Origin of the sequence: Streptomyces sp. NRRL S-87, from assembly GCF_000719335.1 — a bacterium.
GTDB lineage: Bacteria > Actinomycetota > Actinomycetes > Streptomycetales > Streptomycetaceae > Streptomyces.
Genome location: NZ_JOGB01000007.1, coordinates 1 through 23,442 on the forward strand (window position 1 = coordinate 1; position 23,442 = coordinate 23,442).

The 23,442-nt window shown below is 72.0% G+C and carries 23 protein-coding genes, 5 tRNA genes and 1 pseudogene; 19 read left to right on the plus strand and 10 right to left on the minus strand.

Translation table 11 applies throughout. The features are described 5' to 3' along the window. The 4 genes and pseudogenes from IF43_RS0106130 to IF43_RS0106145 all read right to left on the minus strand — a co-directional run. A pseudogene (locus tag IF43_RS0106130) lies at positions 1 to 132 on the minus strand (ATP/GTP-binding protein); the annotation flags it as partial. Further along, on the minus strand, positions 113 to 508 hold the full coding sequence (locus IF43_RS0106135; RefSeq protein WP_030195010.1) for a DUF742 domain-containing protein: 396 nt from the start codon (positions 506 to 508) through the stop codon (positions 113 to 115). The pseudogene IF43_RS0106130 and the gene IF43_RS0106135, both read right to left, overlap by 20 nt. A 157-nt stretch (positions 509 to 665) precedes the next feature. Further along, positions 666 to 1,079 carry a roadblock/LC7 domain-containing protein gene (locus IF43_RS0106140; RefSeq protein ID WP_030195011.1) on the minus strand — a complete coding sequence of 138 codons (414 nt, stop codon included), beginning with the start codon at positions 1,077 to 1,079 and terminating at the stop codon, positions 666 to 668. Positions 1,080 to 1,088: 9 nt separating this feature from the next. Then, entirely contained in the window at positions 1,089 to 4,889 is a 3,801-nt protein-coding gene (locus IF43_RS0106145) for a nitrate- and nitrite sensing domain-containing protein (RefSeq protein ID WP_030195014.1), read from the minus strand. Between the two features lie 574 nt (positions 4,890 to 5,463). On the opposite strand from IF43_RS0106145, the gene IF43_RS0106150 reads away from it, so the two are divergent. From IF43_RS0106150 to IF43_RS0106190, 9 genes are all read left to right on the plus strand, one after another. Then, positions 5,464 to 5,661 (plus strand): hypothetical protein, encoded by a 198-nt coding sequence (locus tag IF43_RS0106150; RefSeq protein ID WP_030195017.1) that lies wholly within the window; start codon positions 5,464 to 5,466, stop codon positions 5,659 to 5,661. Positions 5,662 to 5,936: 275 nt separating this feature from the next. Then, the gene (locus IF43_RS0106155; protein WP_030195019.1) at positions 5,937 to 6,713 is read left to right on the plus strand and encodes a fumarylacetoacetate hydrolase family protein; all 777 of its coding nucleotides are present in this window, start codon (positions 5,937 to 5,939) and stop codon (positions 6,711 to 6,713) included. Further along, positions 6,706 to 8,181 (plus strand): glutamate--tRNA ligase, encoded by a 1,476-nt coding sequence (gltX, locus tag IF43_RS0106160; protein ID WP_037887503.1) that lies wholly within the window; start codon positions 6,706 to 6,708, stop codon positions 8,179 to 8,181. The genes IF43_RS0106155 and gltX overlap by 8 nt, the downstream gene beginning before the upstream one ends. Before the next feature lie 199 nt (positions 8,182 to 8,380). Next, positions 8,381 to 9,112, plus strand: a complete 732-nt coding sequence (locus IF43_RS0106165; RefSeq protein WP_030195024.1) for an HAD family hydrolase — start codon at positions 8,381 to 8,383, stop codon at positions 9,110 to 9,112. A gap of 88 nt (positions 9,113 to 9,200) precedes the next feature. Continuing rightward, a tRNA-Gln gene (locus tag IF43_RS0106170) sits at positions 9,201 to 9,272 on the plus strand. A gap of 21 nt (positions 9,273 to 9,293) precedes the next feature. Further along, a tRNA-Glu gene (locus tag IF43_RS0106175) sits at positions 9,294 to 9,366 on the plus strand. Positions 9,367 to 9,427: 61 nt separating this feature from the next. After that, positions 9,428 to 9,503, plus strand: a tRNA-Glu gene (locus IF43_RS0106180). 18 nt (positions 9,504 to 9,521) lie between these two features. Beyond that, positions 9,522 to 9,593: transfer RNA gene (locus IF43_RS0106185), tRNA-Gln, on the plus strand. Positions 9,594 to 9,618: 25 nt separating this feature from the next. Continuing rightward, positions 9,619 to 9,691 (plus strand) — tRNA-Glu (locus IF43_RS0106190). A gap of 196 nt (positions 9,692 to 9,887) precedes the next feature. Here the strand turns inward: IF43_RS0106190 and ndgR are convergent. Next, the gene (gene ndgR, locus IF43_RS0106195) at positions 9,888 to 10,604 is read right to left on the minus strand and encodes an IclR family transcriptional regulator NdgR (protein WP_026278050.1); all 717 of its coding nucleotides are present in this window, start codon (positions 10,602 to 10,604) and stop codon (positions 9,888 to 9,890) included. A gap of 184 nt (positions 10,605 to 10,788) precedes the next feature. Here ndgR and leuC point away from each other — a divergent pair, with 184 nt between their 5' ends. From leuC to IF43_RS0106215, 4 genes are all read left to right on the plus strand, one after another. Next, a complete protein-coding gene (leuC, locus tag IF43_RS0106200; protein WP_030195039.1) occupies positions 10,789 to 12,213 on the plus strand; it encodes a 3-isopropylmalate dehydratase large subunit in 1,425 nt (474 codons plus the stop codon). Between the two features lie 6 nt (positions 12,214 to 12,219). Further along, complete coding sequence (leuD, locus tag IF43_RS0106205) at positions 12,220 to 12,813, plus strand: 3-isopropylmalate dehydratase small subunit (protein ID WP_030195042.1); 594 nt, start codon at positions 12,220 to 12,222, stop codon at positions 12,811 to 12,813. A 115-nt stretch (positions 12,814 to 12,928) separates the two neighbouring features. Next, positions 12,929 to 13,156 (plus strand): hypothetical protein, encoded by a 228-nt coding sequence (locus IF43_RS0106210; protein WP_030195044.1) that lies wholly within the window; start codon positions 12,929 to 12,931, stop codon positions 13,154 to 13,156. A gap of 143 nt (positions 13,157 to 13,299) precedes the next feature. Further along, on the plus strand, positions 13,300 to 13,986 hold the full coding sequence (locus tag IF43_RS0106215) for an HU family DNA-binding protein (protein ID WP_030195046.1): 687 nt from the start codon (positions 13,300 to 13,302) through the stop codon (positions 13,984 to 13,986). A gap of 175 nt (positions 13,987 to 14,161) precedes the next feature. On the opposite strand, the gene IF43_RS0106220 is transcribed toward IF43_RS0106215, so the two are convergent. Next, positions 14,162 to 14,365: a hypothetical protein gene (locus tag IF43_RS0106220; protein ID WP_030195048.1), complete on the minus strand. Its 204-nt coding sequence runs from the start codon at positions 14,363 to 14,365 to the stop codon at positions 14,162 to 14,164. Positions 14,366 to 14,374: 9 nt separating this feature from the next. Then, a complete protein-coding gene (gene cofC, locus IF43_RS0106225; RefSeq protein ID WP_234331974.1) occupies positions 14,375 to 15,046 on the minus strand; it encodes a 2-phospho-L-lactate guanylyltransferase in 672 nt (223 codons plus the stop codon). Between the two features lie 180 nt (positions 15,047 to 15,226). Here cofC and IF43_RS0106230 point away from each other — a divergent pair, with 180 nt between their 5' ends. From IF43_RS0106230 to IF43_RS0106240, 3 genes are read left to right on the plus strand one after another with little or no spacing between them, the layout of a single operon-like run. Then, positions 15,227 to 15,979: a 1-acyl-sn-glycerol-3-phosphate acyltransferase gene (locus IF43_RS0106230; protein ID WP_030195054.1), complete on the plus strand. Its 753-nt coding sequence runs from the start codon at positions 15,227 to 15,229 to the stop codon at positions 15,977 to 15,979. Next, on the plus strand, positions 15,976 to 17,016 hold the full coding sequence (locus tag IF43_RS0106235; protein ID WP_078909952.1) for an NAD(P)H-dependent glycerol-3-phosphate dehydrogenase: 1,041 nt from the start codon (positions 15,976 to 15,978) through the stop codon (positions 17,014 to 17,016). Before IF43_RS0106230 ends, IF43_RS0106235 begins: the two co-directional genes overlap by 4 nt. A 39-nt stretch (positions 17,017 to 17,055) precedes the next feature. Next, positions 17,056 to 18,213 (plus strand): D-alanine--D-alanine ligase family protein, encoded by a 1,158-nt coding sequence (locus IF43_RS0106240; RefSeq protein WP_030195058.1) that lies wholly within the window; start codon positions 17,056 to 17,058, stop codon positions 18,211 to 18,213. A gap of 75 nt (positions 18,214 to 18,288) precedes the next feature. On the opposite strand, the gene IF43_RS0106245 is transcribed toward IF43_RS0106240, so the two are convergent. Then, on the minus strand, positions 18,289 to 18,780 hold the full coding sequence (locus IF43_RS0106245; protein WP_030195060.1) for a DUF3515 domain-containing protein: 492 nt from the start codon (positions 18,778 to 18,780) through the stop codon (positions 18,289 to 18,291). Between the two features lie 29 nt (positions 18,781 to 18,809). Beyond that, a complete protein-coding gene (locus IF43_RS0106250) occupies positions 18,810 to 19,043 on the minus strand; it encodes an Lrp/AsnC family transcriptional regulator (RefSeq protein ID WP_030195064.1) in 234 nt (77 codons plus the stop codon). A 251-nt stretch (positions 19,044 to 19,294) separates the two neighbouring features. Here IF43_RS0106250 and IF43_RS0106255 point away from each other — a divergent pair, with 251 nt between their 5' ends. Together IF43_RS0106255 and thiD are read left to right on the plus strand one after the other, a co-directional pair. Beyond that, on the plus strand, positions 19,295 to 20,269 hold the full coding sequence (locus tag IF43_RS0106255; protein WP_030195066.1) for a thiamine-phosphate kinase: 975 nt from the start codon (positions 19,295 to 19,297) through the stop codon (positions 20,267 to 20,269). Continuing rightward, the gene (gene thiD, locus IF43_RS0106260) at positions 20,269 to 21,087 is read left to right on the plus strand and encodes a bifunctional hydroxymethylpyrimidine kinase/phosphomethylpyrimidine kinase (RefSeq protein WP_030195068.1); all 819 of its coding nucleotides are present in this window, start codon (positions 20,269 to 20,271) and stop codon (positions 21,085 to 21,087) included. Before IF43_RS0106255 ends, thiD begins: the two co-directional genes overlap by 1 nt. 168 nt (positions 21,088 to 21,255) lie before the next feature. On the opposite strand, the gene rpmB is transcribed toward thiD, so the two are convergent. Continuing rightward, positions 21,256 to 21,441, minus strand: coding sequence for a 50S ribosomal protein L28 (rpmB, locus tag IF43_RS0106265; RefSeq protein WP_030195073.1), 186 nt, complete (start codon positions 21,439 to 21,441; stop codon positions 21,256 to 21,258). A gap of 246 nt (positions 21,442 to 21,687) precedes the next feature. On the opposite strand from rpmB, the gene IF43_RS0106270 reads away from it, so the two are divergent. Then, positions 21,688 to 23,388 carry a DAK2 domain-containing protein gene (locus IF43_RS0106270; RefSeq protein WP_030195075.1) on the plus strand — a complete coding sequence of 567 codons (1,701 nt, stop codon included), beginning with the start codon at positions 21,688 to 21,690 and terminating at the stop codon, positions 23,386 to 23,388. The last annotated feature ends 54 nt before the right edge of the window (positions 23,389 to 23,442 follow it).

The window sequence follows — 23,442 nt, forward strand, 5'->3', positions numbered from 1 at the left end:
GGTGCGCAGGGGGTTGATCTCGGAGACCGCGCCGACGAACGTGGTCTTGCCCACGCCGAAGCCGCCCGCCACCACGATCTTCGCGGAGGTGGTGGAGCGGGTCGCCCCGCCGTTAGAGCTTGCGAAGTCCACTGAGCACCCTTTCGAGGAGCGTGACGTCCGGGGTTCCGCCGGCTTCGCCGTTGCCCGGCTGGTGGATGGCCACCATGCCGGCCTCGGCCAGGTCGGCCACGAGGATCCGGGCCACACCGAGCGGCATCGACAGGAGCGCCGAGACCTCGGCGACGGACTTCACCTCGCGGCACAGCGTGCAGATGCGCTGGTGCTCGGGAAGCAGGCCCGACAGGTGCACCGGATCGGCCGTGGTGCTGACCAGCGCCTCGATCGCGAGCTGGTAGCGGGGCCGGGTCCGGCCGCCGGTCATCGCGTACGGACGAACCAGCGGCTGGTCGCCTTCCGCGTACGACTGATCGCCGTACGAATCGGAGTAGGCGGGGGGCGGGGTCATTGATCCTCCGGGCGGGACAGCATTCGTTCAGCGTGCCGTCGTAAGGGGGCCGGTGGGGGGAGGAGCGGCGGCCGACGGTGGTACTGGACAGCCGGGTCCGCTGGCGCGAACCCGGCAACCCCGGCCGGAAGTACCGTCCGGCCGGGGTCTTTGGCGGTCAGCCGAGGAGGCTTCCCTGGAGCTCTGCGCGCAGGTCCGGGGTGAGTACCGTGCCCGCGCGGTCCACGAGGAGGGCCATCTCGTAGCCCACGAGGCCGATGTCGCACTCGGGGTGCGCCAGCACGGCCAGCGAGGAACCGTCGGAGACGGACATGAGGAAGAGGAATCCCCGGTCCATCTCGACCACGGTCTGGTTGACGGGGCCGCCCTCGAAGATGCGCGAGGCACCCGCGGTCAGCGAGGTCAGGCCCGAGGCGACGGCGGCGAGCTGGTCGGCGCGGTCCCGGGGGAAGCCTTCGGACATCGCCAGCAGCAGGCCGTCGGCGGAGACCACCACGGTGTGGGACACCCCGGGGGTGTTGTCCACGAAGTTGGTGATCAACCAGTTCAGGTTCTGTGCCGCCTGGCTCATCGAACTCAACTAACGCTCCTGCTGGTGAGTGGGGCCGACGTGGAAGCTGCCGGTCGAACCGGTGCCGCCCGCCTGGCGGCCCTGCTGGATACCGCGGCGGAGGTTGGTCAGACGGCCGCGCACATCGTCGGGGGCGCGCGAGACGGAGGGCCCGCTGGGGGCGTCCGCCGACGTCTGGGCCGTACCCGCCACCAGGTTGGCGCGGGGCACCCGGCGGGGCAGGCCCGAGGTGGTGATGCCGCCGGCGGCCGGCTGGCGGACCCGCTCGGCCTGCTTGCTCAGCTCGTCGTTGGGGGAGCTGCGCCAGGTCACGGTGGGGGTGGCACCGGTCGCCGTGAGGGCGTCGGTGCCGTGGTCCTGGGCGTGCTGCGGGGCGGCCGGCCGCTGGAGCGCGGCCGGACCCTGCGGCTGCAGCGGCTGCTGGAACTGCTGCTGCTGCTGCGGCTGCTGGGGTACGGACGGTGCCTGCGCGGGCTGCTGGCCCGGGCGCGGGTACCAGTTCGACTCGAGGTTGTCGAAGAGCGGGGTGCGGCCGTCGCCACCGGGCTGGGCCGGCGGCAGCGCCTCGGGCTGGTGGCCCTGCGGCAGGCGGGGGGCCTGCGGGCGGCCGAAGTCGCCCGGGTGGCCCTGGCCGCCCTGACCCTGCTCGGGGACGTAGGAGCCGACGCCGGGACCGCCGGGCCGCGGGGCCTGGTAGTCCTGACGCTCGAACTGCGAGGTCGCGGCCGGGTCCTGGTAGCCGGGAGCGGCGAACTGGCCGGTGGTCGATCCGTCCTGGTAGCCCGGGGCGGCGAACTGGCCGGTGGTCGATCCGTCCTGGTAGCCCGGGGCGGCGAACTGGCCCGTCGTGGATCCGTTCTGCTGGCCCGGGACGGCGAACTGGCCGGTGGTGCTGCCCGACTGGGGCTGCGGGGCACCGAAGTCCGGTCGGGCGAACTCGGCGGTCGCCCCCGGGCCCTGCCGGTCGTCGTGGCCGCGCGGCACGTCCTGGCCGCCGCGACCCGCCTGGTCCACGCCCCAGCTGGCCGTCTGCGGGCCGCCGGGCAGCTCGGGCCGGTCGCCGGCGCCACCGCGCGGCGGCAGCTGCGGCCGGGGGCCGCGCTGCTGCTGCGGGTCGGCCGCGGCGGCCCGGGCCGGAGCCTGGGGTGCCTGCGGAGCCTGGGGAGCCTTGGGGGCCTGGGGAGCCTTGGGGCCCTGCGGGTTCTGCTGGCCCTGCGGGTTCTGGGGGCGCTCGAAGGCGCTGCCGCCCTGGCCGAAGCCGCCGCCCTGCGGGGTACCGGCACCGGCACCGGTACCGCGCTGCGGCAGCGGAGAACCGGCGCCGAACGCGTTCGTACCGGCACCGAAGGCGCCGCCGCCTGCACCCGGACCCTGCGGCCGGGCACCGCCCTGCTGCGGACCGCCGGGGCGCTGACCGCCGTCGCGGCCGGACAGCGCGGTCCGGTTGCCGCCCGCGGCCACCTGACCGCGGCCCGCGGAGGCACCGGCGGCGAGGCGCGCGGCCGCACCGCCCTGGGGCGCGCCGGCACCGGCCGGACGCGGGGTGCCGCCCTGGCCGGGGGCACCCGGGGCGCCGCCCGGCTTCTGGCCGCCCTGGGCGACGTCGACCGGGAGCATGACGAGGGCCGTCGTACCGCCGGAGTCGGACGGGCGCAGCTGGATGCGGATGCCGTGTCGCAGGGACAGGCGGCCGACCACGAACAGACCCATGCGGCGCGAGACCGAGACGTCCACGGTGGGCGGCGACGCGAGTCGCTCGTTGATGGAGGCCAGGTCCTCGGGGGACAGGCCGATGCCGGTGTCGTGGATCTCGACCAGCACGCGGCCGTCGGGCAGCGCGTGACCGGTGACCTTGACCTTGGTCTGCGGGGAGGAGAACGAGGTGGCGTTCTCCAGCAGCTCGGCGAGGAGGTGCACGAGGTCGTTGACGACGCGGCCGGCCACGTCGGTCGAGGGGACCGAGGCCAGTTCGATGCGCTCGTACTGCTCCACCTCGGACGCGGCGGCACGCAGGACGTCGACCAGCGGGACCGGGCGGGTCCAGCGGCGGCCGGGCTCCTCGCCCGCGAGGACGAGGAGGTTCTCGCCGTTACGGCGCATGCGGGTCGCGAGGTGGTCGAGCTTGAAGAGCGAGGACAGCTGGTCCGGGTCGGCCTCGCGGGACTCCAGCTCCGAGATCAGCGAGAGCTGGCGCTGGATGAGACCCTGCGAACGGCGCGAGAGGTTGGTGAACATCGCGTTGACGTTGCCCCGGAGGAGGGCCTGCTCGGCGGCGAGGCGGACCGCCTCGCGGTGCACGTCGTCGAAGGCCGCGGCCACCTGGCCGATCTCGTCGCGGGAGTGCACACCGACCGATTCCACGGAGGTGTCGACGTCCTGCGGGTCGGTCTCGGACAGCTGCTTGACGAGCTCCGGCAGGCGTTCCTGGGCGACCCGGGTCGCGGTGTCCTGCAGCCGGCGCAGCGAGCGGATCATGGAGCGGGCCACGACGAAGGCGCCGACGAGCGACACACCGAGGACGAGGAGGATCAGCGCACCGTTGATGATCGCATCGCGCTGCGACTCGTTCTTGAGCTCGCGGGCCTTCTGCTCCATGTCATCGAGCAGCGTGAGCTCGATGTTCTTCATGGCCTGGATCTTGACGTCGTCCGCGTCGTACCAGTCCATCCAGGAGCCGTACCTGACCTCCTTGGAGAACTGGAGGGGGCTGCTCAGCACACGACGGGCGTAGTGCTCGGCCTGGGAGATCTCCGCGTGGCTGTCGTTCAGCGTCTCGGTGAGGTCCTCGGCCTTGCCCTGGTAGACGAGGTCGAAGGTCTTGCGCGCCTGGCTCTCGGACTTCTGGGCGGCGAACGCGAAGAGGCGGTCGTTCTCCTTCAGCTCGCCGGTCTTGGCGCGGCTGTCGGGGAGCGAGTACGCGATGACCGCGCGCTGGATCGAGGCGTACTCCTTGGCGGAGGAGAACGCCACCAGGGCACGCGTACGCTTGATCATCTCTGGGCTGGAGGTGGCCTGCGCCATGTCCTGGGAGAGGCTGAGCAGCGCGGTGATCAGCTGGCTGTACTCGGAGACGGTCTGCTGGGCGCCGTCCTTGTACGCGCCCTTGCGGATGGTCTCCAGCTCGGCCAGCTGGCGGCTGATCTGCAGGACGTTGTTGCGGATCGAGTCGAGGGTCTCGTCGCGCTGGTCCTGGGTGTCGACGTTCTGGGTGGCGTCGATGAACGCGGCCGACGCGGCGTCGGTGTTGTCCCGGACGCCCTGGACGAGGCTGTTCGGCTTGTCGGGGTTGGTCTTGAGCGGGCCCGCGGACTTGTCGCGCTCCTCCTGGAGCGCGGCGGCCAGCGCGGTCGCCTGCTTCGTCATGGTCGTCAGCAGCTGCATGTGCTCCAGCTGCTTCATGTCGTCCATGGACTCGTTGATACGCAGGCCACCCAGCGAGGTGGCGGCGACGACCGGGAGCGCCAGCAGCGAGACCAGGCGCGTGGAGATGCGCCAGTTCTGCAGGGCGAGCCGGGAACCGGACCCACTGGGGGCCGCGGGTATGGAGGAGCCCGACGGGCTCGCGGAGTCGCCCTTGGCGGCGATGTCCTTGGCGTCCTTGGCCGGCTTGGCGTTCTTCGCCTTGCCCGCCTTGCCGACCTTGCCGGCCTTGCCCTTCGCCTTGCCCTTCAGGCCCGCGCCGGAGGCGGTGTCGCCACCGTCCGCGGTCGGCCCGTGGTTCTGGGCGTGCTGGGGCGAGGAGCCTCGGTCGGTTCCGCCGCGCTGCTCCTGCTCCGCCGCAGCGCCATCCCTCTTGAATCGTCCCTGCACTAGCGTCGCAACCTCTGGACCAGGCGTCCCACCGGCGAGCGGCGGGACGGTGTCGAGTCGTGGGGCACTAACGAGCCCCATGGTGTGGTCGTCGGTGACCGGCGCTTTAACCCCTTCTCACCGCCGCCCGGCGCTGCGTTGCGCCCGTGCGCGCCGGCTCGTTCCAGCGGCGGTCCCGGGAATTCCAGCACAGTGCCGGATCTCCAACAAGGTGCGGGTGCCGGCCCTTGGATTCGGTGACCCGACGTGTCGGGAGTGCTACGGCGCGTGGACAGGGATTCGGGGCGAATCGGACTTTGGCTTATGAATCGCTTACGCGCTTGGCATGTCCTAGTCGCCATGATCAGGAGCGGAATGGCAGATTCAGTGGCGTAATGTTCCTTTTGTCCGGGCTGATTGACTGGGCGTAATGTCCCTATTGCCCGTCCCCTGGTGAGCAAACTCACATGGTGATCGCACAAGGAACCAGAGTTTCCCGGGTAGTCGGATGTTTAGCCTGGCTGTTTACAGGGATGGCAAATCCGACAACCGGTGCCCACGGGCCCCCGTCACCGACAAGGTTTCCGACGCAGCGATGAAGACGACGATGATCATCCGCAACATAGCCAACCCGCGCCGCACCACCCTCGCGCACCTCAAGGACGCGGAGGAGCTGGGCGCGCCGGCGCAGCCGGAGCACGCCGTCGAGCTGCCGACCCAGACCGCGAACCCGCGCCGGACCGTGCTGATGGTCGCGCCGGCTGCTGCGGTGGTCGAGGCTGCTGCTGTCTGATCCCGTCGCTGAAGCCCCGCTGCGTGGACTTCACCGGGCTCTGGCTTCGTGGGGCCGTCCCGTGGTGTGTGGGTCCCCTCGCCGGGTCGGGCCGGGGGAGGGGCATCCCATCCGCGGCAGCCCGGCAGGTACGCGGCACGGGCCGACCTGTGCCGGTCCATGGGCGCGGACGGGGCGCCCCCGCGGGATAGCCTGGGGTGACGGGATTCCGCACCAGGACGGTCACACCAGGGCCACCCGGTCCCGTCCAGACCAGTGAGGGGCACCACCTTCCCGTGCGCATCGCCAGGTTCTCCATCGACGGCAATGTCGCCTTCGGCGCGGTCGAGGGCAGCGCTCCCGACGAGCTCGTCCTCGACATCATCAAGGGCATCCCGTTCGCGGACTTCGAGCTGTCGGGCACGAAGGTCCCGCTGAGCAAGGTCCGTCTGCTGCCGCCCGTACTCCCCAACAAGGTCGTGGCCATCGGCCGCAACTACGCGGAGCACGCGGCGGAGCTCGGTCACGAGGTCCCCGAGGTCCCGGTCGCGTTCTTCAAGCCCTCCACCTCCGTGGTCGGCTCGGGCGACCCGATCGTGTACCCCTCCTTCTCCCAGGAGCTGCACCACGAGGCCGAGCTGGCCGTGGTCATCGGCCGGATGTGCCGCGAGGTCCCGCGCGAGCGCGTCAAGGACGTGATCCTCGGCTACACCTGCGCCAACGACGTCACCGCGCGCGACGTCCAGGAGCGCGAGAAGCAGTGGGCCCGCGCCAAGGGCTTCGACAGCGCCTGTCCCCTCGGCCCCTGGATCGAGACCGACTTGGACCCGAGCGATCTCGCGATCCAGTGCACGGTCAACGGCGAGCAGCGCCAGCTCGGCCGCACCGCCGACATGATCCGTCCCATCGAGGACCTGATCGTGCACATCACCGAGGCCATGACGCTGCTCCCCGGCGACGTGGTCCTCACGGGCACCCCCGCGGGCGTCGGCCCGCTCAACGTCGGCGACGAGGTCGCCGTCACCATCGAAGGCATCGGCACTCTCACCAACAAGGTGATCAAGCGTGGCTAACGCGAACGTCCGCGTACGTTTCTGTCCCTCCCCGACCGGCAACCCCCATGTGGGTCTGGTCCGTACGGCCCTCTTCAACTGGGCGTTCGCCCGCCACCACGGCGGCACGTTCGTCTTCCGCATCGAGGACACCGACGCGGCCCGGGACTCCGAGGAGTCGTACGAGCAGCTCCTCGACTCCCTGAAGTGGCTCGGCTTCACCTGGGACGAGGGCCCCGAGGTCGGCGGCCCGCACCAGCCGTACCGCCAGTCGCAGCGGATGGACATCTACAAGGACGTCGCGGCCAAGCTCCTGGACGGCGGCTACGCCTACCACTGCTACTGCACCACCGAGGAGCTCGACGAGCGCCGCGAGCTCGCCCGCCGTGAGGGCCGCCCGTCCGGCTACGACGGCATGTGCCGCACGGTGACCGCCGAGCAGAAGGCCGTGTACGAGGCCGAGGGCCGCACCCCGATCGTGCGCTTCCGGATGCCGGACGAGCCGATCACCTTCAACGACCTGGTCCGCGGCGAGCTGACCTTCACCCCGGAGAACGTGCCGGACTACGGCATCCTCCGGGCCAACGGCGCGCCGCTGTACACGCTGGTGAACCCGGTCGACGACGCCCTGATGGAGATCACGCACGTGCTGCGCGGCGAGGACCTGCTGTCCTCCACCCCGCGGCAGATCGCCCTCTACAAGGCGCTCATCGAGCTCGGCGTCGCCAAGGACGTCCCGTCCTTCGGCCACCTGCCGTACGTCATGGGCGAGGGCAACAAGAAGCTCTCCAAGCGCGACCCGCAGGCCTCGCTGAACATCTACCGCGAACGCGGCTTCCTGCCCGAGGGCCTGCTGAACTACCTCTCGCTGCTCGGCTGGTCCTTCTCCGCCGACCAGGACCTGTTCACGATCGACGAGATGGTCGCCAAGTTCGACATCTCCGACGTGAACGCCAACCCGGCGCGCTTCGACCTGAAGAAGTGCGAGGCGATCAACGCCGAGCACATCCGCCGGCTCGACCCGAAGGACTTCGCGGACGCCTGCACCCCGTGGCTGGCCGCCCCGCACGCCCCCTGGGCGCCGGAGGACTTCGACCAGGCCGCCTGGGAGGCCATCGCGCCGCACGCCCAGACCCGCGTGACCGTCCTGTCGGAGATCACGGCCAACGTCGACTTCCTCTTCCTGCCCGAGCCCGTCTTCGACGAGGCCTCCTGGGACAAGGCGATGAAGGGCGACCCGGCGGCCCTGCTCACCACCGCCCGCGAGAAGCTCGACGCGGCCGACTGGAACAGCGCCGAGTCCCTGAAGGAGGCCGTCCTGGCCGCCGGCGAGGCCCACGGCCTCAAGCTCGGCAAGGCCCAGGCCCCGGTCCGCGTCGCCGTCACCGGCCGCACCGTCGGCCTGCCGCTCTTCGAGTCCCTCGAGATCCTGGGCAAGGAGCGCACCCTCGCCCGGATCGACGCGGCCCTGGCGAAGCTCGCCGCCTGACCCGCACCGCACCCCCCGTCGGGGGCGGCCTCCCGGACCCCCGGGAGGCCGCCCCCGACGGCGTTTCACGGGCCCGCGGACCCCGGCGCGGGTGAGAACGGCCACACGGGCCGGCGGCCGTCGGGCGCGGTCCCGCCGGCCCCTGCATCCAGGTGATGCACGCCACGCCGGCGGCTCCCCCCGTGGCATGCTCGGGGGCATGGGGATCCGCGCAGTGCTGTGGGACATCGACGACACGATCTTCGACTACACGGGGGCCGACCGGGCGGGACTGGCGCGGCACCTGGCGCAGGAGGGCCTGGACGGCGCGTACGGCGACGCGGCCCGGGCCCTCGGGGTGTGGCGCGAGGTCACCGACCGGCACTGGGACCGCTTCGCGGCGGGGCTGGTGGACTTCCAGGGCCAGCGCCGGGACCGGGTGCGCGACTTCACCGGACGGCCCGCGCTGGGCGACGCCGAGGCCGACGCCTGGTTCGACCGGTACGTGGCCCACTACAGGGCCGCCTGGGCCCTGTTCCCGGACACGCTGCCGGTCCTGGACGCCCTGGCCGCCAGCCACCGGCACGGGGCGCTGTCGAACTCCTCGTACGCCAACCAGGACGGCAAGCTGCGCGACCTCGGCGTCCGCGAGCGCTTCGAGGTGCTGCTGTGCGCCGCCGAACTGGGCGTGAGCAAGCCGGACGCCGGGGCCTTCCGGGCCGGTTGCGACGCCCTCGGGCTGGCGCCGGGGGAGGTGGCGTACGTGGGGGACCGGCTCGACATCGACGCGCAGGGCGCCTGCGACGCCGGACTCACGGGCATCTGGCTGGACCGGGAGGGGCTCGGGACGGGCGCCGTACCGCCCGGCGTCCACCGCATCACAGGGCTCGCGGAGCTCCCCGGAGTGCTGGCCATGGATACCCGTTTTGGAGCTGGCTCACCCTTCCGGTAATGTTCTTTCTGCGCCGCCGGGGCGGGCCGAAAGGCCGGGAAGCCGGAGGCGCCACTGAATGAGACCCCCACAGGGGGTTGAGTTTTGGTGGGGTATGGTGTAATTGGCAACACGGCTGATTCTGGTTCAGTTGTTCTAGGTTCGAGTCCTGGTACCCCAGCGCAGTGCGCATGCAGTGCTTGCCCCCGTTGTGTAGCGGCCTAGCACGCCGCCCTCTCAAGGCGGTAGCGCCGGTTCGAATCCGGTCGGGGGTACAGATCCTTCCCGCGAGGTCTCCTGGGTAGCTCCCGGACGCCTCGATGCAGGATCGCTAGGGCCCCCGTTGTGTAGCGGCCTAGCACGCCGCCCTCTCAAGGCGGTAGCGCCGGTTCGAATCCGGTCGGGGGTACCAACTGGTATAAACCACCAGTGGCCTATGGTGTAATTGGCAGCACGACTGATTCTGGTTCAGTTAGTCTTGGTTCGAGTCCAGGTAGGCCAGCTGATCTGGTAAAACTACAGATCTTGCCCCCGTTGTGTAGCGGCCTAGCACGCCGCCCTCTCAAGGCGGTAGCGCCGGTTCGAATCCGGTCGGGGGTACGCACAGGAAAGACCCTCCGTGATCTTCACGGAGGGTCTTTCCGCGTTCCGCTTCCGTCCGCCCCGCCGGGCCGCGGCCGGAGCGCGTGAAAAGGCCCCCCGCGGTGCGGGGGGCCGTGAAGCCGGGGCTCGGAGGCGCCTGTTAGGACGTGTGCGGCGCCGTGGGCGCCTCCGGGCCGGAAGGACGGGTTCCGGGTCAGCCGGAGCGGCGCAGGGCCTCACTCAGGCGCGCGGCGGCGTCGATGACGGCCTGCGCGTGCATCCGGCCCGGGTGCCGGGTGAGCCGCTCGATCGGCCCGGAGACGGACACGGCGGCCACCACGCGGTTCGAGGGGCCCCGCACGGGCGCGGAGACCGAGGCCACGCCCGGCTCCCGCTCGCCGATCGACTGGGCCCAGCCGCGGCGCCGTACGCCCGACAGGGCCGTCGCCGTGAACCGCGCGCCCTGCAGGCCGCGGTGCAGCCGCTCGGGCTCCTCCCAGGCCATGAGGATCTGCGCGGAGGAGCCGGCCTTCATGGTGAGCGTGGAGCCCACCGGGACGGTGTCCCGAAGGCCGGACAGCCGCTCCGCGGCCGCCACGCAGATGCGCATGTCTCCCTGACGGCGGTAGAGCTGCGCGCTCTCGCCCGTCACGTCACGGAGGTGGGTGAGTACCGGTCCAGCCGTGGCCAGCAGGCGGTCCTCGCCGGCAGCGGCGGCGAGCTCCGCCAGCCGCGGGCCGAGGATGAACCTGCCCTGCATGTCCCTCGCCACCATCCGGTGGTGTTCCAAAGCCACGGCAAGGCGATGTGCCGTGGGTCGTGCGAGCCCTGTCGCCGCGACCAGCCCGGCGAGGGTGGCCGGACCGGACTCCAGAGCGCTCAGCACGAGCGCTGCCTTGTCGAGAACGCCGACGCCGCTAGAGTTGTCCATGCAACGATATTCACGTCTCACACTGTGAAACGCAAGTTCAATTTTCCCGAGAACCCGCCAGGCTAGAGGTGCGGACCCGGAAACCAGCGGGTCAGAGCCCGCCGCCCGGCTGTGGGGTACGGGCGGCCGCGGCCCGAAAAGATCTCTAGAAGCGTCGGCACACCTGCCGACCGGAGGGAAAGCGATGGGTAGGACACTCGCGGAGAAGGTCTGGGACGACCACGTCGTCCGGCGCGCCGAGGGCGAGCCCGACCTCCTCTTCATCGATCTTCACCTGCTGCACGAGGTGACCAGCCCGCAGGCCTTCGAGGGCCTGCGCCAGAACGGCCGCAAGGTCCGGCGCCTCGACCTCACCATCGCGACCGAGGACCACAACACCCCCACGCTCGACATCGACAAGCCCATCGCGGACCCGGTCTCCCGGGCCCAGCTGGAGACGCTGCGCAAGAACTGCGCGGAGTTCGGCGTCCGGCTGCACCCGCTGGGCGACGTCGAGCAGGGCGTTGTCCACGTGGTGGGACCGCAGCTGGGACTGACCCAGCCCGGCACCACCGTGGTCTGCGGTGACTCCCACACCTCCACCCACGGCGCCTTCGGCGCGCTGGCCTTCGGCATCGGCACCAGCCAGGTCGAGCACGTGCTGGCCACCCAGACGCTGCCGCTGGCCCGCCCCAAGACCATGGCGATCACGGTCACGGGCGAGCTGGCCGAGGGTGTCACGGCCAAGGACCTGATCCTGGCGATCATCGCCAAGATCGGCACCGGCGGCGGCCAGGGCTACGTCCTGGAGTACCGCGGTGAGGCCGTCGAGAAGCTCTCGATGGAGGCGCGGATGACCATCTGCAACATGTCGATCGAGGCCGGTGCGCGGGCGGGCATGATCGCCCCCGACCAGACCACCTTCGACTACCTCCAGGGCCGCGACCACGCCCCCCAGGGCCAGGACTGGGACGACGCGGTCGCCTACTGGAAGACCCTGCGCACCGACGAGGACGCCGTCTTCGACGCCGAGGTCGTCATCGACGGCTCGTCGCTGTCGCCGTTCGTCACGTGGGGCACCAACCCGGGCCAGGGCGCGCCGCTCTCCGCGAACGTCCCCGACCCGGCTTCGTACGAGGACGCTTCGGAGCGCCTGGCCGCCGAAAAGGCCCTGGAGTACATGGGGTTGACCGCCGGGCAGCCGCTGCGGGACATCAAGGTGGACACCGTCTTCGTAGGTTCCTGCACCAACGGCCGCATCGAGGACCTGCGCGCGGTCGCCGACGTCATCGGGGGCCGCAAAGTCGCCGACGGCGTACGGATGCTGGTCGTCCCGGGCTCCGTCCGGGTGGCCCTGCAGGCCGTCGAGGAGGGCCTGGACAAGGTCTTCAAGGACGCCGGCGCCGAGTGGCGGCACGCGGGCTGCTCCATGTGTCTGGGCATGAACCCCGACCAACTGGCGCCCGGTGAGCGCTCCGCGTCCACCTCCAACCGCAACTTCGAGGGCAGGCAGGGCAAGGGCGGCCGTACGCACCTGGTCTCCCCGCAGGTGGCCGCCGCCACCGCGGTCCTGGGCCACCTGGCCTCGCCCGCCGACCTGACCGACGCCCCCACGCCCGCCGGAGTCTGATCACCCATGGAAGCCTTCACCACGCACACCGGCCGGGCCGTCCCGCTGCGCCGCAGCAACGTCGACACCGACCAGATCATCCCGGCCCACTGGCTGAAGAAGATCACCCGCGACGGGTTCGAGGACGGGCTCTTCGAGGCCTGGCGCAAGGACCCCGAGTTCGTCCTGAACCGCCCCGAGCGCCAGGGCGCCACCGTCCTGGTCGCCGGCCCCGACTTCGGCACCGGCTCCTCCCGCGAGCACGCCGTCTGGGCGCTGCAGAACTACGGGTTCAAGACGGTGATCTCGGCCCGCTTCGCCGATATCTTCCGCGGCAACTCGCTCAAGAACGGGCTGCTCACGGTCGTCCTTCCGCAGGAGACCGTGGACGCGCTGTGGGAGCTGACCGAGGCCGACCCCACTGCCGAAATCACCGTCGACCTCGTCGACCGCAAGGTCCGCGCGGCCGGAATCGAGGCGGAGTTCGAGCTCGACGAGAACGCCCGCTGGCGGCTGCTGGAGGGACTGGACGACATCTCCCTCACCCTTCAGAACGAAGCCGACATCGCGGCGTACGAAAGCGTGCGGCCGGCCTTCAAGCCGCGCACGATTCAGGCCTGATCAGGGCTTATCCGCCGCCCGGCCACGACTGTGCCCCCCGTCTTCCGACGGGGGGCACAGTCGTATGTTGAGGCCCTGTGAGGCGACAACTCGCCCCAGATGGCACAATCTGTGCATGGAACGCGACAGTCAACTCGAGCTCTACGAACTCGTCGCGGACCGGTTGAAAGAAGCACACGCAAGGGTGCGCACACTGCAAGTCCCGGAGGGCGTAAGGATGGCGCTGACCCGGAAGCTGTTGGTCGTCACGGCCGGGGCGAAGCATGATCTCGCCGATGCGGCAAGGCGCCTGGACAGGTTGATGAAGGACCTTGACGAGGGTCGATTCCCTGAAGGCGACTGATGCGAAGGAACTCCGCAACGGTCCGCATCGTTGCGGCACTAGGGTGATTAGCCCGTTTCGTGTTTGATTTGCGGTATATATCCGCCTAACGTGCGAAAAAGCTTGAACACATTCGTTCTGGCAATGTCTCCGAAGGGGAAGACGTGAACAAGGCGCAGCTCGTAGAAGCGATTGCCGACAAGCTCGGCGGCCGCCAGCAGGCCGCGGACGCTGTCGACGCGGTACTCGACGCGATGGTCCGCGCGGTCGTCGCGGGCGACCGCGTCTCGGTCACGGGCTTCGGCTCGTTCGAGAAGGTCGACCGTCCGGCCCGCTACGCGCGCAACCCGCAGACGGGTGAGCGCGTCCGGGTCAAGAAGACCTCCGTGCCTCGTTTCCGCGCCGGTCAGGGCTTCAAGGACCTGGTCAGCGGGACCAAGAAGCTCCCGAAGGGCGACGAGGTCGCGGTCAAGAAGGCGCCCAAGGGCAGCCTGATGGCGGCCGCCGCCGGCACCAGCCGCTCGACCGTGAAGAAGGCCGCCGCCAAGAAGGCCACCACCGCCAAGAAGGCGGCCCCGGCGAAGAAGGCCGCCACCACCAAGACCGCCGCCGCGAAGAAGACCACGGCGAAGAAGGCCACGCCGGTCAAGAAGACCACCGCCGCGGCCAAGAAGACCACCACCGCCGCCGCTGCGAAGAAGACCACCGCGGCCAAGACCACGGCGGCGAAGAAGACCACCGCGAAGAAGACGGCCCCCGCGAAGAAGGCCGTCGCGAAGAAGGCGCCCGCCAAGAAGACCACGGCGCGCAAGACCGCCACCGCGAAGAAGACCACCACCCGCAAGCGCTGACGGCCGCTGACGCCTTCGCGCGGAGCGCGCACGCACACGTCCCACGGGGTTCACGCACGCCGGGCCGGTTTCCCCGTGGGGGAAGCCGGCCCGCGGTGTCTTCGCAGGTCAGCGCAGTGCCGCCGGCGATGGTGGTGCCTCTGGGCTGCCCGAAGGCCCGTACGGAACGGCCCGTTCAGAAGGTCTGCAGCGTGACCAGGGTGATGCGCAGGCCCGTTCCTGCGCCCTCGGTCTCGATCCGCACGCGCTGCCCCGGCCGCAGCAGGCGCAGCCCGCCCGCGTCGAAGGCCGGCGCGTCGAAGGGCACCGGGGTGCCGTCGTCCAGCAGTACGCTGCCGGTCCGGGTCTCGGGTTCGTACGTGTACGCGGTTGCCTGCATACCCGCAGCCTATAGGCGCCCGGCAGTCCGTTCGGCGGTGTCCGCGACCCGGACCGGCGGGCGGTAGAGCCGCGCCGTGCGCGGCCCCAGCCCCAGTGCCGCGGCCGCCGCCAGATCCGCTCCGGTATCCACGTCCCGACGTACGCTCTCCACCCCCGCGAGGACGATTTCCACCGCCCCCGAGGCCGAATGCCGGGCCCGTGACGGGCCGCCGAACGCGGGTGCCAATTCCACGCCCGGCGCGGCGGAAAGCAGTGTTGTTCCGATTCCTGCCGCATCCGCCAGAAATGCCCGGGGAAATGCACTCGCGTTTTCGAGCACGCGTTGCAATTCAGGTGGGCGCAGCGCCGGCAGATCCGCGTTCATCGCCGCGACGGCAGCCCCCGGCCGCCCCCCGCGGGCCACCCGCGCCCCGTGCGCCAGGGCCGCGTTGAGGCCCGCCGCGGGGGAGTCCGGCACCACCCGGGCGCCCAGCCCGGCCAGCCGCGCGCCGGCCACGGCGTCGTCCGTGACGACCACCACATCCCGCACCGCCGCGCAGGCCAGCGCCCCCGCCACGGTGTCCAGGGCGAAGGCCAGCGCGAGCGCCGGGCGGGCCGGGCCCGCGGCCGCCGCCAGCCTGCTCTTCGCCGCCCCCAACGGCTTCAGCGGGACGACCAGCGTCCAGGCGGTGTTCGTCACGACCCCCCTCATCGAAAAAGCGCGCGAGTCGGCCCCATTGTCCCCCCGGGTCCGCCGGGCAGGGGGTACGGTCCCGCGAGCGGGGCGTACGGTGTTCTCGACAGAGACCGGACCCGGGGCCACACTTGTCCGGCCCCCGGGTGCCACAGCCCCGCCCCGGTCCTAGAGGAAGGTGTCCGAGTGTCCCGCCGCAGAATCGGCTTCTGGTACCGCCTGGCGGCGGTCATCGCAAAACCGCCGCTGGTGGTGCTGTTCAAGCGGGACTGGCGGGGAATGGAGCACATTCCCGCGGACGGCGGGTTTATCACCGCCGTCAATCACAACTCGTATCTGGACCCGCTCTCCTACGCGCACTTCCAGTACAACACCGGACGGGTCCCCCGTTTCCTGGCGAAGGCCGCGCTCTTCAAGGCGCCTTTCGTGGGCATGATGCTGCGCGGCACCGGCCAGATCCCCGTCTACCGCGAGACCACCAACGCCCTGGACGCATTCCGCTCCGCCGTGGACGCCATCGAGCGCGGCGAATGCGTGGCCTTCTACCCCGAGGGCACCCTCACCCGGGACCCCGACCAGTGGCCCATGGCCGGCAAGACCGGCGCCGCCCGGGTCGCCCTGATGACCAGGGCTCCGGTCGTTCCCGTGGCCCAGTGGGGCGCCAACGAGGTGATGCCGCCCTACGCCAAGGAGAACAAGGTCAACCTGTTCCCCCGCAAGACCCTCAAGGTGCTCGCCGGCCCGCCCGTGGACCTCTCGGACTTCTACGACCGCGAGCCCACCCCGGAGGTCCTCAAGGAGGTCACCGCGGTCATCATGGCGGCCATCACCGCGCTCCTGCAGGAGCTGCGCGGCGAGCCCGCCCCGGAGCGCCCGTACGACCACCGCCAGGCCCGCGCCGAACAGCGCCGCAAGGCCGCAGGGGAGGGCGCCAAGTGAGCGCAACGGACACCGGCCCGGCGCGCCCGGACCGCCCACTGAAGGCGGCCGTCTTCGGAACCGGCTCCTGGGGCACCGCCTTCGGCATGGTCCTGGCCGACGCCGGCTGCGAGGTCACCCTCTGGGGCCGCCGCCAGGAACTCGCCGACGCGGTCAACACCGGGCACACCAACCCGGACTACCTCCCCGGCATCGAACTGCCCGCCGCGGTCCGCGCCACCACCGACCCCGCCGAGGCCGCTCGCGGCGCCGACTTCACCGTCCTGGCCGTGCCCTCGCAGACCCTGCGCGGCAACCTCGCCGAGTGGGCCCCGCTGCTGCCCGCCGACACCGTCCTCGTCTCCCTGATGAAGGGCATCGAACTCGGCACCGCCAAGCGGATGAGCGAGGTCATCGAGGAGGTCGCCAAGGTCCCCGCGGAGCGCGTCGCGGTCGTCACCGGCCCCAACCTGGCCCGCGAGATCGCCGCCCGGCAGCCCGCCGCCTCCGTCGTCGCCTGCGCCGACGAGACCGTGGCCCGCCGCCTCCAGGCCGCCTGCCACACCCCGTACTTCCGCCCTTACACCAACACCGACGTCGTCGGCTGCGAACTGGGCGGCGCGGTCAAGAACGTCATCGGCCTCGCCGTCGGCATCGCCGACGGCATGGGCCTGGGCGACAACGCCAAGGGCTCCCTCATCACCCGCGGCCTGGCCGAAACCACCCGGCTCGGCCTGGCGATGGGTGCCGACCCGCTCACCTTCTCGGGCCTGGCCGGCCTGGGCGACCTCGTCGCCACCTGCTCCTCGCCCCTCTCGCGCAACCACACCTTCGGCACCAACCTCGGCCGCGGCATGACGCTGGAGGAGACCATCGCGGTCACCCGGCAGACCGCCGAGGGCGTCAAGTCCTGCGAGTCGGTGGCCGATCTGGCCCGCCGCCACGGCGTCGACATGCCCATCACGGGCACGGTGGTCGACATCGTCCACAACGGCAAGCCGCCCGTGGTCGCACTGAAGGAGCTCATGGGACGAAGCGCCAAACCGGAACGGCGCTGACTCCTTTCCGGACGTCTGAGCGGGTACGCTCAAGCCGATATGAGCAGCGAGAACCTCCCCCAGACCCCTGAGCAGCAGGGCCGCAAGCCGCGCGTGGCCGTCGTCTTCGGCGGCCGCAGCTCGGAGCACGCCATCTCGGTCGTCACCGCGGGCGCGGTCCTGCGGGCGATCGACCGGTCCAAGTACGAAGTGCTGCCCATCGGCATCACCACGGACGGCCGCTGGGCGCTGACCGCCGACGCCCCCGAGCGCATGGCCATCGCCGACCGCAAGCTGCCGAACGTCGCCGAGCTGGCGGAGTCCGCCGACGGCGGCGTCGTGCTCCCCGTCGACCCCGCCAGCCGCGAGGTCGTCTACACCGAGCCCGGTGCGGTCCCCAAGGCCCTGGGCGAGGTCGACGTCGTCTTCCCCATGCTGCACGGCCCCTACGGCGAGGACGGCACCCTCCAGGGCCTGCTGGAGCTCTCCGGGATCCCGTACGTGGGCTCCGGCGTCCTGTCCTCGGCCGTGGGCCAGGACAAGGAGTACATGAAGCGCGTCTTCGTCTCCTTCGGCCTGGAGGTCGGCCCGTACACGGTCGTCCGGCCGCGCGAGTGGGACGCCGACCCGTCCGCCGCCCGCAAGAAGATCGTGGACTTCGCCGGCGAGCACGGCTGGCCGCTGTTCATCAAGCCCGCCCGCGGCGGCTCGTCCGTGGGCATCACCAAGGTCGACGACCTCTCCGGCCTCGACGAGGCGCTCGAAGAGGCCCGCCGCCACGACCCCAAGATCCTCGTCGAGGCGCTGCTGCGCGGTCGCGAGATCGAGTGCGGCGTCCTGGAGTTCGAGGACGGCCCGCGCGCCAGCGTCCCGGCCGAGATCCCGCCGGTCTCCAGCCACGACTTCTACGACTTCGAGGCCAAGTACATCGACTCGGCCGCCGGTCTCGTCCCGGCCCCGCTCACCGCGGAGGAGACCGCCGAGGTGCAGCGCCTGGCCGTCGAGGCCTTCGAGGCCGCCGCCTGCGAGGGCCTGGTGCGCGCCGACTTCTTCCTCACCGAGGACGGCCGGTTCGTCATCAACGAGATCAACACCATGCCCGGCTTCACCCCCATCTCCATGTACCCGCGGATGTGGCAGGAGTCCGGGGTCTCGTACCCGGAGCTGGTGGACCGCCTGATCCAGGCCGCCATGCGCCGCTCGACCGGCCTGCGCTAGCCGGCCCCGACGTCCGTACGGCCGCCCGCCGGGAGACCCCGGCGGGCGGCCGTACGTGAAGCAGGGGGCGGGGCGTCAGTACGAGGAGACGCCCTTGGGGACCGTCTTCTCGATGGCGGGACCCAGGGGGACGACCAGACCGGCGTCCGTGGCGTGCTCCGCGTCCACGACCACCTCGACGTAGGCGAGGCGCGACGCGGTGACGAACCTGACCGAACCGTCCTCGCGTCGCTTGGCGATCATCCAACCCACGCCGTTCACCTCGACCTGGCCCGCGCTCGTGTCGGCGAGTGCGGAAATCAGGTCGACGGGCTTCGGGACACCGCAGCGCAGTACGATCGCTGCGCCGCCCCACGCGGCGGTCAGATCGGACGCGGGTTCGGGGTCCTCCCGGTCCTGGCCGGCCACCGTCTCCGGGAGCGCGTCGTGCAGCGCCGCACACAGCTCGGCCACGTCCGCGGGAGGGGCGGGCGGGGGAGTGACCTCCGCCCGCGCGTCACCCGACGAGCAGCCCGCGAGGGCCAGGGCGGCGGCCAGTACGGGCAGCATGGGGGACCGGGGGCGCATCGACGTCACCGGCCAAGACTAGACGGGGGCTACAGATGGACGACCGGGCAGGTCAGGGTGCGGGTGATCCCGTCCACCTGCTGGACCTTGGCGACCACCATGCGACCCAGTTCGTCTACCGTGTCCGCCTGGGCCCGCACGATGACGTCGTACGGACCGGTCACGTCCTCCGCCTGGATCACCCCCGGGATCTTCGCGATGGACTCGGCGACCAGCGACGCCTTGCCCACCTCGGTCTGGATGAGGATGTACGCCTGTACCACAAAACCTCCAGGGCGGCCACGAGGATCATCTCCCCTAACCTTCGGGGGAAGACGCCGTACCTGACACGGCGGGACCCCAGGGAAGAAGGGACGCCACGGTACCGCGTCGCCGTGTGCCGCGGGGAGACCCGGGGGTACGGCGCCGCGCTCGGCGGGGCGTACGGAGAACAGAAGTTGACGTATCTGTTGACGGTACCTAGTGCAGTGACGGCTCGCGACCGCAAGCCCACTGGGCCAGAAGGAGCACAGCGATGAAGGGCACCGTGGGCGAGCTGGGGGAGTTCGGGCTCATCAGAGAGCTCACCTCCCGGCTCACCTCCACCCCGGCGGTACGGCTCGGCCCCGGCGACGACGCGGCCGTCGTCACCGCCCCCGACCGGCGCGTCGTGGCGAGCACGGACATCCTCCTGGAGGGTCGGCACTTCCGCCGCGACTGGTCCACCGCCTACGACGTCGGCCGCAAGGCCGCCGCCCAGAACCTGGCCGACATCGCCGCCATGGGCGCCGTGCCCACCGCCCTGCTGCTGGGCCTGGTCGTCCCCGCCGAGCTGCCGGTCACCTGGCCCACCGAGCTCATGGACGGCATCCGCGACGAGTGCCAGGTCGCCGGCGCCGCCGTGGTCGGCGGCGACGTGGTCCGCGGCGACACCATCACCGTCGCCATCACCGCCCTCGGCGACCTGCGCAACCACGAGCCCGTCACCCGCGCCGGCGCGCAGCCCGGCGACGTGGTCGCCGTCACCGGCTGGCTCGGCTGGTCCGCCGCCGGGTACGCCGTCCTCTCCCGCGGCTTCCGCTCCCCGCGGGCCTTCGTGGAGGCGCACCGCCGCCCCGAGCCCCCGTACCACGCGGGCCCCGCGGCCGCCGGGCTCGGCGCCACCGCCATGACCGACGTCAGCGACGGCCTGGTCGCCGACCTCGGGCACATCGCCGAGGCCAGCAAGGTCCGCATCGACCTGCACTCGGCCGCCATCGACATCCCCACCCAGATGAACGACATCGGCCAGGCCGTCGGCGTCGACCCGCTGCAGTGGGTGCTCACCGGGGGCGAGGACCACGCGATCGTCGCGACCTTCCCGCCGGACGTGAAGCTGCCGGCCCGCTGGAAGGTCATCGGCGAGGTGCAGAACCCGTCCGCCCAGCCCCAGGTGACCGTGGACGGCGCCCCGTGGCACAGCACCGGCGGCTGGGACCACTTCGGCGGCGAGATCGAGGACGCGACGTGATACCCGCGCCCCCCGGGCCGGCCGTGCGGCCGCCGCTGTGCCTGACCGTCGCCGGGTCCGACTCCGGCGGCGGCGCGGGCATCCAGGCCGACCTCAAGACGATGCTCGCCCTCGGCGTGCACGGCATGAGCGTGGTGACCGCCGTCACCGCCCAGAACTCGCTGGGCGTGCGCGGCGCCTGGGAGCTGCCCCCCGAGGCCGTCGAGGCCCAGTACCGGGCCGTCGTCGACGACATCGGGGTCCAGGCGGTCAAGACCGGCATGCTGGCCTCCGCCGAGCTCGTCGAGACCGTGGCCCGGCTGATCGCCGCGACCGCGGCCCCCGCCGTGGTCGACCCCGTCGGCGTCTCCAAGCACGGCGACGCGCTGCTCGCCGCCTCCGCCCTGGAGGCCGTACGCACCCTCCTGCTGCCCGCCGCCACCGTCGCCACGCCCAACCTCGACGAGGTGGCGCAGCTCACCGGCGTCGTCGTCACCGACGAGGACGGCCTGCGCCGGGCCGCGGGGGCGATCCTGGCGTACGGACCCCGCTGGGCGCTCATCAAGGGCGGCCACCTCGGCGCCGGGCACGACGCCGTCGACCTGCTCACCGACGGCACCACCGAGCTGTGGCTGCGCGCCCCCCGGCACGACAACCGGCACACCCACGGCACCGGCTGCACCCTGGCCAGCGCGGTCGCCGCGGGCCTCGCCAGGGGACTGGACGTCCCCGCGGCCGTGACGGCCGCGAAGGACTACGTCACCGGGGCCGTCGCCGCCGGCTTCGCCCTGGGCGGCGGCATCGGGCCCGTGGACCACGCCTGGCGCTGGCGCGGCTGACCGCGGCCGAGGACCACCGCACGCACACGGGCCCGGTGGGGCCGCGTACCGGAGTACGCGGCCCCACCGGGCCCGTGCCGTCCTGCGGACGGAAAAGCGAAGAGCCGGTCCACCGAGGTGGACCGGCTCTTCGGGCAACCGGACAGGCTGCGCTACGACGTGAAGGCGTCAGCGCGAAACCTTGCCGGCCTTGATGCACGAGGTGCAGGCGTTGAGGCGCTTCGGCGTCCCACCGACCACGGCACGCACACGCTGGATGTTCGGGTTCCAGCGACGGGGCGTACGGCGGTGCGAGTGCGAGATGTTGTTGCCGAAGCCCGGCCCCTTGCCGCAGACGTCGCAGTTGGCAGCCACGGGTCACTCCAAAGACTTCAGATGCACTTACAGTGAAATCCGGCGCACCGGATCAGAGAGTCTGAAGTGGATTGCCGGGGGTACGGCCCGATTTTCATCGGGCAACCGGAGCAGCATACAACGGCGGCTCCCGTTCCCGGAAACTATACCTCCCGGCCCACGACGACCCCCACGGCCCCGGGGTCGCCGCCCTCCCGCTTCGTTACCCTGCGGAGCAGACCCCCGACCGCCAAGGAGGAACGCCCGGTGCCGCACGTGCCGCACACCCTCGACGCCGATGCGGTGCGCACCTGGAGCTCCCTGGCGGTGAGCGCACTCGGACGCGCCCGCGAGGAGATCGACGCGATCAACGTGTACCCGGTCGCCGACGGGGACACGGGCACCAACCTGCTCCTGACCGCCGAGGCGGCCGCCGGGGCCGTCGAGGAGGCCTTCGCCGCCGCCGCGGGGGCACCGTCCCTCCAGGAGTGCGTACGGGCCTACGCCCGCGGCGCGCTCATAGGCGCCCGCGGCAACTCGGGGACGATCCTGGCCCAGCTGCTGCGCGGCATGGCCGACGTCCTGGCCGCCGATCCCGCCACCCCCCTCGCCCCCCTCACCTCCGTCGCCCCCGCCGCGCCCGAGACCCCTGAGGCCCGTGAGGCGGACGCCGCCCGGTCGCTGGCCGCGGCCCTGGCCCGCGGTGCCGCGTCCACCTACGAGGCCGTGGCCCACCCCGTCGAGGGCACGATGCTGACGGTGGCCGCTGCCGCTGCCGCCGCCACCCGGACCGTCGGCGACAGCCCCGCCGCCGTCGCCCGGGCCGCCTACGACGCGGCCCGGGCCGCCCTCGCGCACACCCCCGAACAGCTGGCCGTCCTCGGCCGGGCCGGGGTCGTCGACGCGGGCGGCTGCGGGGTGGTCGCCGTACTCGGCGCGCTGTGGGAGGCCCTGTCCGGGCAGCACCCCGCGCCCGGCCCCGTCCTGGCGCCCGGTGCCGCAGCCGCGGCGGCCGCCGGCCCGGTCGTCGGACCCGAGCCGTGCTCCCACGAGGGCGAGGACGGCCCGGCCTACGAGGTGACCTACCTCCTCGACGCCCCCGACGGGGCCGTCGGCGCGCTCCGCGACCGGCTCGACGGACTCGGCGACTCCCTGGTCGTGGTCGGCGGCGAGGGCCTGTGGAACGTCCACGTCCACGTCGACGACCCCGGTGCCGCCGTCGAGGCCGGCGTCGAGGCCGGCCGCCCGTACCGCATCCGCATCACCCACTTCGGCGACCAGCGCGCCCGGGCCCGCGCCGAGCGCGTCCAGCGCGCGGTCGTCGCCGTCGTCCCCGGCGAGGGCCTGGCCGGGCTCTGCCGCGACGCCGGGGCCACCAGCGTCCTGGCGCCCGCCGGGGAGCCGCCCACCACCGCCGCGCTCCTGGACGCCGTGCGCCGCGCGCACGCCCGCGAGGTCGTACTGCTGCCCGGCGACGCCTCCGCACGCGGCCCGGCCGCAGCCGCGGCCGAACGGGCCCGTGCCGAAGGCGTCCGGGTCGCCGTCGTCCCCACCCGGTCCGCCGTGCAGGCCCTGGCCGCCCTCGCCGTGCACGATCCGGACGGCAGCTTCGACGAGGACGTCGTCGCCATGACCGCCGCCGCCGGTGCCACCCGGTACGGAGAACTCGCCCTCGCCGAGCGGGAGTCGCTCACCTCGGCCGGCTTCTGCCAGGCCGGGGACGTGCTCGGCCTGATCGACGGCGACGTGGCCGTCATCGGCGCCGCCCTGCCCGACACCGCCGAGGCCGTGCTCGCCCGCATGCTCGGCTCCGGCGGCGAACTCGTCACCCTCGTCCTCGGCCCCGAGGTGCCCGACGCCCTCGCCGACCGTCTGGAGGCCTACGTGCGCGAGCGGCACCTGGCGGTCGACACGGTCGTCTACCGCGGCGGCCGCCACTCCGCCCCGCTGCTCATCGGCGTCGAGTAGGCGTCGAGCAGGCGCCGGCAGGCGCCGGCAGGGCGGCGGCAAGGCGGCGAGCAG

What these genes read in the sequence shown, in the direction of transcription:
- IF43_RS0106165 (WP_030195024.1), top strand. Translation starts at nt 8,381, where the DNA reads ATGGGGATCCGCGCAGTGCTGTGGGACATCGACGACACGATCTTCGAC.
- IF43_RS0106150 (WP_030195017.1), top strand. Translation starts at nt 5,464, where the DNA reads ATGAAGACGACGATGATCATCCGCAACATAGCCAACCCGCGCCGCACC.
- IF43_RS0106220 (WP_030195048.1), bottom strand. Translation starts at nt 14,365, where the DNA reads ATGCAGGCAACCGCGTACACGTACGAACCCGAGACCCGGACCGGCAGC.
- IF43_RS0106135 (WP_030195010.1), bottom strand. Translation starts at nt 508, where the DNA reads ATGACCCCGCCCCCCGCCTACTCCGATTCGTACGGCGATCAGTCGTAC.
- IF43_RS0106210 (WP_030195044.1), top strand. Translation starts at nt 12,929, where the DNA reads ATGGAACGCGACAGTCAACTCGAGCTCTACGAACTCGTCGCGGACCGG.
- ndgR (WP_026278050.1), bottom strand. Translation starts at nt 10,604, where the DNA reads ATGGACAACTCTAGCGGCGTCGGCGTTCTCGACAAGGCAGCGCTCGTG.
- IF43_RS0106140 (WP_030195011.1), bottom strand. Translation starts at nt 1,079, where the DNA reads ATGAGCCAGGCGGCACAGAACCTGAACTGGTTGATCACCAACTTCGTG.
- leuD (WP_030195042.1), top strand. Translation starts at nt 12,220, where the DNA reads ATGGAAGCCTTCACCACGCACACCGGCCGGGCCGTCCCGCTGCGCCGC.
- IF43_RS0106240 (WP_030195058.1), top strand. Translation starts at nt 17,056, where the DNA reads ATGAGCAGCGAGAACCTCCCCCAGACCCCTGAGCAGCAGGGCCGCAAG.
- IF43_RS0106245 (WP_030195060.1), bottom strand. Translation starts at nt 18,780, where the DNA reads ATGCGCCCCCGGTCCCCCATGCTGCCCGTACTGGCCGCCGCCCTGGCC.
- leuC (WP_030195039.1), top strand. Translation starts at nt 10,789, where the DNA reads ATGGGTAGGACACTCGCGGAGAAGGTCTGGGACGACCACGTCGTCCGG.
- IF43_RS0106255 (WP_030195066.1), top strand. Translation starts at nt 19,295, where the DNA reads ATGAAGGGCACCGTGGGCGAGCTGGGGGAGTTCGGGCTCATCAGAGAG.